Below are 11,132 nucleotides of genomic sequence, written 5' to 3'. Positions count from 1 at the left end.
ACAACACCCACGCAACACCCGCACCACAGCCGAATCCCAGCCGAGAAGCGATTTGTGCCGTCCATCAGAGCTGACGGACGGCACAAATCACCGCTCGGCGCGAAGGGGCCGGAAGGCGGGTAAGGTCCAGATAGATCAGTCGTCCGTGACCACCAGTTCCACCGGGATGTTGCCGCGGGTGGCGTTGGAGTACGGGCAGACCTGGTGCGCCTTCTCCGCCAGTTCAACGGCCTGAGCATGGTCCATCTCCGGGATCACGATTTCGAGCGTGACCTCGAGTGCGAATCCGCCGTCGTCGTTGGGGCCGATGCCCACCCGGGCTCCCACACTGGAATCGCCCAGGTCAACCTTCTGGTTGCGAGCCACCAACTGCAGCGCTGAGTGGAAGCATGCCGCGTAACCGGCGGCAAACAACTGCTCCGGGTTGGCGCCGTCACCGGAGCCGCCCATCTCCGTGGGTGCGGCCAGATCCAGGTCCACGCGGCCGTCCGTGGTGCGGGTGTGGCCGTTGCGGCCGGCCCCGGTTGCAATAGCTTCTGCGGTGTAAACGCTTGCCATGATTCCTCCTGTTGTGGGTACTGCTGGATTGTTGTGCTCGCGCATCTCAGCGCGGGGTGTGTATGGATTGGTCCGCGGCTGCGGTGAACCGTTGGGCCAGTTCCCGCAGGGTGCGGGCTTCTGACTCCGTCATGTTGATGGCCCCCATGATCTCCGCCTGGATGGCTGCGGCCCGCCCCTCAAGGTCGCGCCCGGAAGGGGTCAGGTGAATGCTCACCCGCCGCTCGTCGCCCGATTCACGACGACGCTCCACCAGCTTGGCACCCTCCAACCTCTTGAGCAGCGGGGACAAGGTGCCGCTGTCAAGGTGGAGGCGGTGGCCGAGTTCGGAGACGGTCAGGCCATCTTGTTCCCACAGGGCCACCAGGGTGATGAACTGCGGGTAGGTCAGACCGAGCTGCGGTAACCCTGCCCGGTAGGCGTTGGTCATGGCTCGGGAGGCCGCGTGCAGGGCAAAGCACAGTTGGTCATGAAGCGCGGAGGTCGAGGTCATGTTGTTAATGTAGCGCGCAATTGAATTGCGCACAACTGATTTGGGTGCGGTTCACGGCGGTGTTCGCGCGGTCATGGCATCCTGACGGTGCCACCAGCTGCTGAGCTCAGGGAGAACCCATGCTCGAGACCACAGGGAAGTCCACACCCCACATCCAGCCCCAGGGCGCCCCCATTGCGGAGACCATCCTGCTGCCGGGTGATCCCCTGCGGGCCAAGTTCATTGCAGAGACCTACCTGGAGGACGCCCAGCAGTTCAATCAGGTCCGCGGCATGTTGGGCTTCACGGGCACCTATCAGGGCAAGGAGGTCTCCGTGATGGGCACCGGCATGGGCATGCCGTCCATGGGGATCTACAGCTGGGAACTGATCAACGTGTTCGGTGTCAAGAACTTGATCCGCGTGGGTTCTTGTGGGGCGTTGCAGGATGAGCTGAACCTCTACGACGTCGTGATTGCCCAAGGTGCTTCCACGGATTCCAACTACGCGGGCCAGTACCAACTGCCGGGGACTTTTGCCCCGTTGGGCTCATACCGTCTGTTGGAACAGGCCAAGCGGGCGGCTGACGAGCAGGGTGCTCGGACCCATGTGGGCGGCGTGGTCTCCAGTGACGTCTTTTACAACGCCAACGTTCAGGTCAACCACCGCTGGGCTTCCATGGGCATGTTGGCCGTGGAAATGGAGGCGGCCGCTCTCTACATGAATGCTGCTGCGGCCGGGGTGGCTGCACTGGCCTTGTTCACGGTCAGTGACCACATCATGCGCCAGGAGGAAACCACGCCGGAGGAGCGCCAGACGGCGTTCACCCAGATGATGGAGATCGCCCTGTCCCTGGCCTGACCGCCCCGCGCCCCATACGCGCCGAGACCTCCGATACAGCCCTTCGCTGAGCGAATTTTGGGCTTTGTCAGGGGTCTCGGCGTGAGGAGGGGTGGGTCAGCGCTTGTTCTGCTCCACCAGGAGTGTGGTGTTCTGTGCGGTGCGCACCATGGCCACGTAGAATTCGATGGTCACGCGGAACAAGATGATGTAGACGAACGCAAACACTGCGCCGAACAGGAAGGTCAGAACTCCGCCAGCGGCCGAGTCCAGAAAGGCGATGGCCGTGAACAGCAGCCAGCCCAGCACAATGGCTGCCAAACCGATGCCAAAGAGCACGCCGGCAAACCGGATGGTGACAAAGTTCTTGAAGGAGAAGTCGAACAGCGCCTTGAAGAAGTTGGGCTCACCGGAGTTGGTCCCGCGTGCCGGAGCGCCGGTGGGCTGACCGTAGCCTTGGTTCTGGGGCGGCACGTAGCCGTAACCGGGGTTGGCCTGCTGCCCGGGGTTGTGAGCCGACTGCCCGGCCACAGGGGCACCGGCGGTCTCAGATGCAGGTCCCTGCGGGGCCTGGTACTGCGGCGGCCCCGGGTTGTTCTGAGGCTCCGGGTTGGTGGAGCCGTGGCTTTCGGGGGGTGTGTGAGACATGTTCATCCTTGTGGGAGTTGTTTGGGACCCACCCAGTCAACTCGGCGTCGTCGTCGTGGACAAACTGGGCTCGCCGTGTTCCGTTCTGTGACCCGCCGCCTCTGCTCCCCGCCGAGACCTCCGATACAACCCTGCCCAGCGTGAAAATCGGGACTTTTCGGAGGTCTCGGCGGCAAGCTGCGGAGGGGGTGGGCGTGACCGAGCCCGGTAGGATCAGTGACGGCGATCTCAGCGGCGGGCGCCCACCCTTGGTGCTGGCCGCGATGCCACCAGCACTTGACACAACAAAGCGGCTGTCACAACGACGTGCGGCCGCGGAAGCAGGGCATCAGTGTCTGCAGTTGAAACATGGGCCGACCGTGAGACCCGCGCGGAGGCCATGGTTCCGGTCATCGGCAAGCTCTACCGTGAAAACAAGGCGGTCCTGAACATTCACGGACGGTCCTTGGTCCACAAGTCCGTCACGGACATTCTCAAGGCGCACCGGTTTGCGCGCCGTGTGGTGGGGGAGGAGCTGACCACCGAACGTTCGTGGGAGATGCTTCAAATCCTCCAGGGCTTGAAGTTGGGGACTTGCCAGATCGACCTGGGCAAGTTGGCCGCAGGACTGGCGGAGTCCCAGCGCGAGGACGTGGAGCAGTACCTGCGGGAGCAGCTGGCTCCGGTGGTGGACCAGCAAGGCCAGAACACCTCGGAAACCCGCGATGTGGTGCTCTACGGCTTTGGGCGAATCGGCCGCCTGTTGGCCCGGATCCTGGTGGAGCGTTTTGACGGCACCGGCCTGAAGCTGCGCGCCGTGGTGGTGCGCAAGAAGCCGGGCAATGACCTGGTCAAGCGTGCATCCTTGCTGCGCCGCGATTCCATCCACGGCAAGTTCAACGGCTCCATTGTGGTGGATGAAGAGCGCAACGTGATTTCCGCCAACGGTGTGGACATCCAGGTGATCTACGCCGATTCCCCGGAATCCGTGGACTACCGCGAGTACGGGATCGATGACGCCATCCTGATTGACAACACCGGTGTGTGGCCTGATTCGGAAGGCTTGGCGCGTCACCTGGAGTCCCCCGGGGTTTCCAAGGTCTTGCTGACGGCACCTGGCAAGGGCGAGATGAAGAACATTGTGTGCGGGGTCAACGACTCTGACATTGCCCCGGAAGACCGGATCATCTCCGCGGCATCCTGCACCACCAACGCCATCACCCCGGTGGTCAAGGTGATCAATGACCGTTACGGCATCCAGCAGGGTCACGTGGAGACGGTGCACGCGTTCACCAATGACCAGAACCTGACGGACAACTACCACAAGGGCGAACGCCGTGGACGTGCGGCCGGGATCAACATGGTCATCACGGAGACCGGTGCGGCCAAGGCCGTGGCCAAGGCTCTTCCGGAGATGGAAGGCAAGCTCACGGGCAACGCCATTCGCGTTCCAGTGCCGGATGTGTCCATGGCCGTGTTGACGCTGCAGCTGGATCAGGCGCCGGCCGATGCGGAGGAACTGAACCAATTCCTGCGGGGGATCTCCCTGGACTCTCCGCTGAGCCGACAGATCGACTTCACGGACTCCCCGGAGACCGTTTCCTCCGATCTGGTGGGTTCCCGCTACGCCTGCGTGGTGGACGGTTTGGCCACGGTGGTCAACAACAAGACCGTGGTGGTCTACGCCTGGTACGACAACGAATTCGGCTACTCCAGCCAGGTGGTCCGGGTCTGCGCCAAGATGGCGGACATTGCCCAGCCCAAGTTCCCGTCGAACTGGACTCACGCCGCGGATGTGCCCGCTAACTGAGGTTCCGGGGCGCGTGGTCCGCCCAGAGTCATCGCTTGATCTGCCGCAGGCTGCCGTCCAGCCGTGTGGTCCATCCCCGGGCATCCAGATGCTCCAGCAGCGGGATGGCCACACGGCGGGTGGTGCCCCACGCCTGCCGTGCCTGGCTGGTGGTGAATGGTTGCGGGAGCTTGGCCAGTTCACGCATGGCAAGTGCTGGGGTGGCGGGCAGTACGACGACGCCGTCGCCCAACCTCAGCACTCTTCCCAACCGTTCGGCGGTGGCCAGCTCCTTGGGTCCCAGGCCCCAGCCCTGGAGGTCGTAGGCTTCCGGGGCCTCGAACGGGTGATCGGACAGGTGCTGTTCCAAGGCCTGTAGACCTGCCTCCCCCGGTCCCAGGTCAGGGGCGTGGGTGGGCTGCGCCAGATAGCCGTTGGCCTGGGCCAAGTCCGTCCGTGCAATCACGGCCTGGACCAGGGCCGGATCGGCTATGCCCAACACCTCCGTGGCTGCGCCCACCGCAAGGCCTTGGGCCATGCGGTTCTTGCGATGCGCCTCCGCCACCGCTGAACGTACGGCCTCCACCCAACTGGTCAGTTGGGGTCGGTGCACCCACCATCCGGCCAGTTCCAGGACCTCGGTGGAGGCTGGTTCCGCAGAGCTGTCCTTCAGCAGACCCAGCTGTTTCAGACGGTTCGTGGAAACCGCCCCGTGGCGGATGACCAGGGGGGTGGCATCGCCGTCGTCGGGGAGGGAGCGCAACCAAGCGGTGTGGCGTGCGCTGTCGCCGCGGCGGGTCAGCGGGTGGGGGTCGATGTCCAGGATGCGGCCGCCGCCCAGGACCACCTCTCCGGCCGGGTAGCGCAGGACCACACGGTCACCGGGGATCACGGGGATGCTGCGGTCAATGCGCAGGCGGGCGTGGTGGTCGTCGAACGGGCGCAGGCGTGCGGGGAAGGCGGCACTGCCCACGTGCACCACCACACCCGTGGGTACCTCCGTGAAGGCGGGGCCGGTGGTGCGGCGGAGGTCGAACTCGTGGGCTGTGGGCCATGCGCCGAGAGTGACCAACGCCTCTCCGCGGCTGATCTGATCTGCGGAAACGCCCCGCAGGTTGATGGCGGCGCGGGTGACGGGGAGCAGTCGCGGGGTTGTGCTGTTGTGGCTCTGCAGTCCGCGCACCGTCACGGATGCGCTGGTGTCCCCGATCAAACTGAGTGTCTGGTCCACGCTGACGGTACCGGCCCCCAACGTCCCGGTGGCCACGGTGCCGGCGCCCTTGATGCTGAAGGCGCGGTCCACCCACAGGCGTACACGATCGGTGGGATCGGGTTCGGGGGTGGAAGCCAGAACGGCGTCCAGGACGGTGCGGAACTCCTCCAGACCGGTGCCGTCAACTGCGGAGACTGCCACCACCGGGGCGTCGTGCAGCCCCGTGGCCGCCAATTCTTGCCGGACCTCCCGGGCCACCTGTTCCACCCGCTCCGGAGCGCGATCCACCCGGCTGAGCACAATCACCCCGCGGTTGATGCCCAATGCGGCCACGGCATCGCGGTGATCAGAAGACTGCGCCTGCCACCCCTCATCAGCGGCCACCACAAAACACACCACGGGAGCTGGTCCCAACCCCGCCAGCATGTTGCCCAGGAATCTTTCATGACCCGGGACGTCCACAAAGGACACCTCCCGCCCGGATGCCAGCGTGGTCCAGGCAAAGCCCAGGTCAATGGTCGCTCCGCGGCGCTTCTCTTCCGCCCACCGGTCCGGCTCAATGCCTGTGACGGCGCGGATCAGGGTGGATTTGCCGTGATCCACGTGCCCGGCGGTGGCCACCACGTGACTCATGTCAGCTCGTCGGTAGAGGTTGCAGTCTCCAGTGCATGGAGGGATGTGTAGCGCTGTTTCTGGACAAAAGCACTGCCCCTGCCCTTATTTTTGTGAGGTATCGGCTGGTGTAGTGCCCTGTGCTCCGGATCGCCGCGGCGCGAGAGCAGAAAAACCTGGTATGTACCGGCCTTCCAGAAGGTATTGCGCGATGCCCGTATGACCTTGGCGATCTGTCTATCGTATCGAATCTCAGATTTGTCCAGTTGGGCGGCGTATTCGTCCGTCCAAGGGACGTCATCCACGCGGTGGAGTATGCGAGGTACTTCTGATTTGATCTCCCGGTGACTGTAGAAGGCGATTCGGTCAATGGGCCGGAAGCTTCGGCCTGCCTGGCAGACATAGGCGAAATCAGAAAGATAGAGATCCCAAGCATGTTTGGCCGGCACGATCACGGTGTCGCTCCCAGTGTCCGGGCGCTGGGTGTAGACGTCGCTGTGGCGGCCCACATCTTCGAGCCATCGCGCAGCATCTAAACTGATGAACTCGGCCAGGCGCATGACTCGCCGCATTTCGAAAGGGATGTCCACATTGAGTGTGGAGTCGTGGTGTGCAAGCCGATTCCGGAATTTCCGCACGGCTTCAACCTCCCTGGCGACATCTTTTCTGATTCCGGAGGAATTAGGGAACGCTTTGTGCAGGCATGCTCGCCAAAGTTCCTCGTACTTGGCTCCCAACATCCCGGCCCAGAATCCGAAAGAAAGCCCCGCTATGATTTGATGTCGTGTATCACGGTTCTCATTTCGAAGTCGTTGACGGACTGTTTGGATGGCCACAGAAGTTTCGTCGTTCATGGGTGGCCTGGACAAGAACCAAGGAATGGCGCGGGTATTTTCCTTGAAATACAAAGCGAGCTCTCGGTCGATTGCATTTCGGAGGAGCACTTCCAGATGGGCCACCGTCTCAAAGGCGGCCGCAGACATCTGTGTACTCCACGTGTAGAGCTTCAGTGCCTCTTCCAGTTCGCCGTGTGACCTGTCTGCGTAGGGTCCCAGCCGCTGTGCTGACAGCTGCTCACAGACCCTCTCCGGCGAATACTGGACCATGTCTTCTCCCGGTGCTAATCTTTTTTTGAACGCCCCGGCAGCGCCTCTGATGCAAGCGCCCGGGGCTTTTTCTCGCCCTGGTGACCGAGACTAGTCGACAAGGTTGGGAATGACAGTTGGGTCCTTGCCACGTGACTCATGTCAGCCCATCCAGTGCGGCGATCACGGCGGTGGCCAGGCGGTCGTCGTCGTGCTCGGGGATGCAGCGCAGGTCAACCAGGCAGGCGCCGTCGTGCACCCGACCCACGACGGCGGGGCTGCCTTTCCTCAGCGTGTGCGCCACAGTTTCCGGCAGGGCCACGGCCCAACCGGGAAGCGGAACTCCGGGGGCGCCACCGCCTCCCACGCGGCCGTCATGGGGGACCACCCCGATGTCGCGATGCCCTGCCTGGGCCGCTAGATGTGCCAGGCGATCGGCACGGACCCGCAATCGATCGGGGTCGGCGTGAAGGTATTGCGGAACCGGTGGTTCTGGGCCAGTGAGAGTGGCTTCCAGTGCAGCAAGGGCGAGTTTGTCGCAGCGGACGGCCCGTGCCAACGGGTGTTTGGCCAACTTCTGGATGATCTCCGTGCGCCCCAGCAGTAGCCCGGCCTGCGGGCCACCCAGCAGCTTGTCACCGCTGGCGATCACCAGATCCGCACCGGCCTCCAGTGCGGATCTCAGGTCGGGTTCGTCGGGCACCTCGGGATCGTGGTGCAGCAGCCCGCTTCCCACGTCCACGATCAGGGGAACGCCTGCCGTCTGGGCCACGGTGCTCAGTTCTGAAATCTCCACCCCGGAGGTGAATCCGCTGACTCGGAAATTGCTGGGGTGGACCTTGAATATGCAGCCCGTGTTCTCACCGATGGCCTGTGTGTAGTCGCTCAGGTGGGTCCGGTTGGTGGTGCCCACCTCACGTAACAGCGCCCCGGTGGAGGTCATCAGATCGGACAGGCGGAACCCCGCACCAATCTCCACGAACTCACCGCGGCTGATGACCACCTCCCGCTGGAACGAGAAAGTCGTTGTGGCCAGCACCAACGCCCCAGCGCCGTTGTTGACCACCAAGGCGTCCTCCGCTGCAGGACAAGCATCCAGCAGGGCTTGGCGGGCACCCACGCCTCGTTTGGAGCGGCGCCCGGAGTCCAGGTCCATCTCCACGTCCACGTATCCGGTTGCATCCGTGACCGCCTGCTGAGCGGCCGGGGACAGCGGCGCCCGTCCCAGATTGGTGTGCACCACAATTCCGGTGGCATTCAGGACCGGGGTCAACGACGACGCCCCGTGGTCCTCCAGTGATCCGATCAGCTCACCGGCCACAGCATCCGGGGTGATCTCGCCGGCGCGTGCTCGGTCCTGTGCTGCGCGGATGCGGGCCTTGACGGTGGCAACCGACAGACGTTGAGTGGCCTTCAGGACTTCGGGCAGTCTCATCAGATCGTCCGTGCGTGGGATGGCCCGCCGGGGATCGTGTTGTGCCACTCGGTTCACCTTTGCCAGGGGAGGGGCACCGGGCGTCGTCGTCGTGCAGCGGCTGCGGTGCCTGAAGTTTGGCGGAGGCGGACGGGAATCGAACCCGCCAGACCGAGCTGCTCGGTCTCACCGGTTTTGAAGACCGGGGTACCCACCAGGAATACGGACGCCTCCGTCACGGGAATCTATCACCGGTACGGTGACTCCATGGCCCCTGACGCGCAAGCCCCGCAGACCCTGAACCGCCTGACCAGCTACGCCCACGGGGGCGGGTGCGCGTGCAAGATCCCGCCCGGGGAGTTGGAGGACGCGGTCCGTCACCTGGAGGGGCAGTCGCACCCTGACGTGTTGGTGGGCCTTGACGACGGCGACGACGCAGCCGCCGTCCGCATCCAGGACAACCTTGCGGTTCTGTCCACTGCGGATTTCTTCACCCCCGTGGTGGACAACGCCTACGACTGGGGGCGAATTGCGGCCGCCAATGCCCTGTCCGACATCTACGCCATGGGTGGCAGCCCGGCGGTGGCCATCAACTTGGTGGGCTGGCCTCGCGGAGTGCTGCCCATGGAGCTGATGTCTGAGGTACTGCAGGGTGGTCTGGACATCGGCAAACAGGCCGGTTGTCCGGTGATCGGGGGCCACACCATAGTTGACCCCGAACCCAAATACGGCATGGCAGTCACCGGCACCGCCGACCCTGCGCACCTTCTGCGCAACGACGCCGCCGTCGCCGGCCTGCCCATCACTCTGACCAAACCCATCGGGTTGGGACTGCTCAACAACAGGCACAAGAAGACCGGTGAGGTGTTCGAGGCGGCGATCGCCACCATGACCCAGCTCAACCGCGATGCGTCACAAGCTGCCGTGGCCGCCGGGTTGAAGGCCGCCACGGATGTCACGGGCTTTGGACTGCTGGGCCACCTGTTCAAGATGGCCCGGGCTTCAGGGGTCCATGCCGTGATCGACCGGTCGGCCGTGCCGATGGTGGACGGTGCGGCGGAAGCCCTGCGTGACGGATTCATCTCCGGTGGCACCCGGCGCAACCTGGACTGGGTACGTCCGCACCTTGAGGCGGGCTCGGGCATCACGGAGGAGGACCTGCTGGTCTTGGCGGATGCCCAGACCTCTGGTGGCCTGCTGGTGGTGGGTGAGCTGCCGGGTCACCCGGTGATCGGCGAGACGGTTGCCCCCGCAAGCGGTACCCCCGCAGGCCAAGTCACCGTCCGCTGACACCCTGATCCTTCCGCCGAATAGGCCTTTTGATCGCTGCTGACCCACTCAGGGGCGATCAAAGGGCCTACTCGGCGGGTGGAGAGGAACGTTCAGCCCACGGTGGTGATGGAGTCGCCCGTTTGGCCGACCGCACGGCGCGCTTCCAGACGACGGCGCTGCGGTTCGATCGTGTAGCGCGGATCCCGCGCTGAGTTCAGACCTGCGTAGAAGACCCCGAACCTTGTGCAGGCAGATGCCCCCAGCAACGCCACCCCGGACACGGATGCCACGGCACGGTTGCCACCACCCACCAGGGTTCCCAAACCGCCCACCAGCAGCAGCCGTTCGGTCCACTTCAAAAGCACACCGGGTGTTCCCTGGTGCAGCGGTTCTGCGGCCACCGGGTCCATGCGAGACTCCATGACTTTCTGCGCCACCACATCCCCCACCACACCGGCCAGAGCCAGGTATCGGGCAGGGCGGGCCTCATCCACCGGGGTGGTGATCATGGCCAACCCACCAGAGGCCAGGGAAGCTGAACTGACAAAAACGAACGGCAGATCCTCCCGGGCGGCGTTCCACGTGGGCATGGCGGTGTCGGACAGCAGCACGGCCGTGTACCCGGCCAAGGGCGCTCCGAACAGTCCCGCACCCACCCCGGACCAAGGCTCCACAGCACGCAGCACGCAACGCAACGGCCCCAGGGGCAACCGCGAACCGGTCCATCGGTCCACCTCGGAAACTGCCGCCACACCGGCACAGGTGCTGAAGGTGACCAACACCCACGAACCCAGACTCATGGGGGAGGTGGGCTTGATGGTGCGCAGCATGTGCAGGAAGCGTTCGGGACGGCCAAGATCTGCAATCAACGCGGTGCTGCCCACGGCGGAGCCGAGCATGGCGGCCAGCCGGGCATTGCGCCGCAGTATGGGCCGATCCGTCAGCTGGGCCCCCAGTGCCAACAAGGCAGAGCCTCCGGCCACGCCACCCAGGAACAGATAGGTGGCAATCTCCTTCTTCCACGGAGGGGCCTTGACCACGGGCCGTCCGTAATAGCTGGTGTACGGCTCCACATGGGCATCGGGCACCACGGGAATCTCCCGGGCGCCGTCGTTGCCGCGCCGGAACCAGCTGCCAGGACCCCCGGGCCGTCCGGCCGAACGGCGCCCCCGGCGACGTCGTCCCTCCGGTGGCCGGTAGTTGTCGAACTCGGAAACGCTCACCGGCGGCCCCCCGCCACGAATGCGGCGG

The 11,132-nt window shown here is 64.6% G+C and carries 10 protein-coding genes and 1 tRNA gene; 3 read left to right on the top strand and 8 right to left on the bottom strand.

Features of this window, described 5'->3' with window-relative positions; translation table 11 throughout:
- Positions 1-135 precede the first annotated feature (135 nt).
- Together L979_RS07370 and L979_RS07365 are read right to left on the bottom strand one after the other, a co-directional pair.
- Positions 136-558 (bottom strand): organic hydroperoxide resistance protein, encoded by a 423-nt coding sequence (locus tag L979_RS07370; protein ID WP_047691050.1) that lies wholly within the window; start codon positions 556-558, stop codon positions 136-138.
- A gap of 46 nt (positions 559-604) precedes the next feature.
- On the bottom strand, positions 605-1,051 hold the full coding sequence (locus L979_RS07365) for a MarR family winged helix-turn-helix transcriptional regulator (RefSeq protein WP_047691056.1): 447 nt from the start codon (positions 1,049-1,051) through the stop codon (positions 605-607).
- Positions 1,052-1,170: 119 nt separating this feature from the next.
- On the opposite strand from L979_RS07365, the gene deoD reads away from it, so the two are divergent.
- The gene (gene deoD, locus L979_RS07360; RefSeq protein ID WP_047691048.1) at positions 1,171-1,890 is read left to right on the top strand and encodes a purine-nucleoside phosphorylase; all 720 of its coding nucleotides are present in this window, start codon (positions 1,171-1,173) and stop codon (positions 1,888-1,890) included.
- 96 nt (positions 1,891-1,986) lie between these two features.
- Here deoD and L979_RS15035 read toward each other — a convergent pair whose 3' ends face one another.
- Positions 1,987-2,517, bottom strand: a complete 531-nt coding sequence (locus tag L979_RS15035) for a DUF4282 domain-containing protein (protein WP_197052099.1) — start codon at positions 2,515-2,517, stop codon at positions 1,987-1,989.
- Between the two features lie 331 nt (positions 2,518-2,848).
- On the opposite strand from L979_RS15035, the gene L979_RS07350 reads away from it, so the two are divergent.
- Positions 2,849-4,306, top strand: a complete 1,458-nt coding sequence (locus L979_RS07350; RefSeq protein WP_047691046.1) for a glyceraldehyde-3-phosphate dehydrogenase — start codon at positions 2,849-2,851, stop codon at positions 4,304-4,306.
- 28 nt (positions 4,307-4,334) lie between these two features.
- On the opposite strand, the gene selB is transcribed toward L979_RS07350, so the two are convergent.
- The 4 genes from selB to L979_RS07330 form a co-directional block, all read right to left on the bottom strand.
- Positions 4,335-6,131, bottom strand: coding sequence for a selenocysteine-specific translation elongation factor (gene selB / locus L979_RS07345; protein ID WP_047691044.1), 1,797 nt, complete (start codon positions 6,129-6,131; stop codon positions 4,335-4,337).
- On the bottom strand, positions 6,128-7,216 hold the full coding sequence (locus L979_RS07340; protein ID WP_047691042.1) for an Abi family protein: 1,089 nt from the start codon (positions 7,214-7,216) through the stop codon (positions 6,128-6,130). Before L979_RS07340 ends, selB begins: the two co-directional genes overlap by 4 nt.
- A 136-nt stretch (positions 7,217-7,352) precedes the next feature.
- On the bottom strand, positions 7,353-8,678 hold the full coding sequence (gene selA, locus L979_RS07335) for an L-seryl-tRNA(Sec) selenium transferase (protein ID WP_047691039.1): 1,326 nt from the start codon (positions 8,676-8,678) through the stop codon (positions 7,353-7,355).
- Between the two features lie 69 nt (positions 8,679-8,747).
- Positions 8,748-8,843, bottom strand: a tRNA-Sec gene (locus L979_RS07330).
- Between the two features lie 33 nt (positions 8,844-8,876).
- Between L979_RS07330 and selD the strand changes: the two genes are divergently transcribed.
- Complete coding sequence (selD, locus tag L979_RS07325) at positions 8,877-9,899, top strand: selenide, water dikinase SelD (protein ID WP_047691052.1); 1,023 nt, start codon at positions 8,877-8,879, stop codon at positions 9,897-9,899.
- Positions 9,900-9,991: 92 nt separating this feature from the next.
- On the opposite strand, the gene nrfD is transcribed toward selD, so the two are convergent.
- Complete coding sequence (nrfD, locus tag L979_RS07320) at positions 9,992-11,104, bottom strand: NrfD/PsrC family molybdoenzyme membrane anchor subunit (protein ID WP_047691036.1); 1,113 nt, start codon at positions 11,102-11,104, stop codon at positions 9,992-9,994.
- Positions 11,105-11,132 lie beyond the last annotated feature (28 nt).

The sequence above is a fragment of the Kocuria sp. ZOR0020 genome (assembly GCF_000800955.1).
GTDB classification, from domain to species: domain Bacteria; phylum Actinomycetota; class Actinomycetes; order Actinomycetales; family Micrococcaceae; genus Kocuria; species Kocuria subflava.
Note: the sequence above shows the minus strand (reverse complement) of the source record. Positions and strands in the feature narration are given on the sequence as shown.

What these genes read in the sequence shown, in the direction of transcription:
- L979_RS07370 (WP_047691050.1), bottom strand. Translation starts at nt 558, where the DNA reads ATGGCAAGCGTTTACACCGCAGAAGCTATTGCAACCGGGGCCGGCCGC.
- L979_RS07365 (WP_047691056.1), bottom strand. Translation starts at nt 1,051, where the DNA reads ATGACCTCGACCTCCGCGCTTCATGACCAACTGTGCTTTGCCCTGCAC.
- deoD (WP_047691048.1), top strand. Translation starts at nt 1,171, where the DNA reads ATGCTCGAGACCACAGGGAAGTCCACACCCCACATCCAGCCCCAGGGC.
- L979_RS15035 (WP_197052099.1), bottom strand. Translation starts at nt 2,517, where the DNA reads ATGTCTCACACACCCCCCGAAAGCCACGGCTCCACCAACCCGGAGCCT.
- selB (WP_047691044.1), bottom strand. Translation starts at nt 6,131, where the DNA reads ATGAGTCACGTGGTGGCCACCGCCGGGCACGTGGATCACGGCAAATCC.
- L979_RS07340 (WP_047691042.1), bottom strand. Translation starts at nt 7,216, where the DNA reads ATGGTCCAGTATTCGCCGGAGAGGGTCTGTGAGCAGCTGTCAGCACAG.
- selD (WP_047691052.1), top strand. Translation starts at nt 8,877, where the DNA reads ATGGCCCCTGACGCGCAAGCCCCGCAGACCCTGAACCGCCTGACCAGC.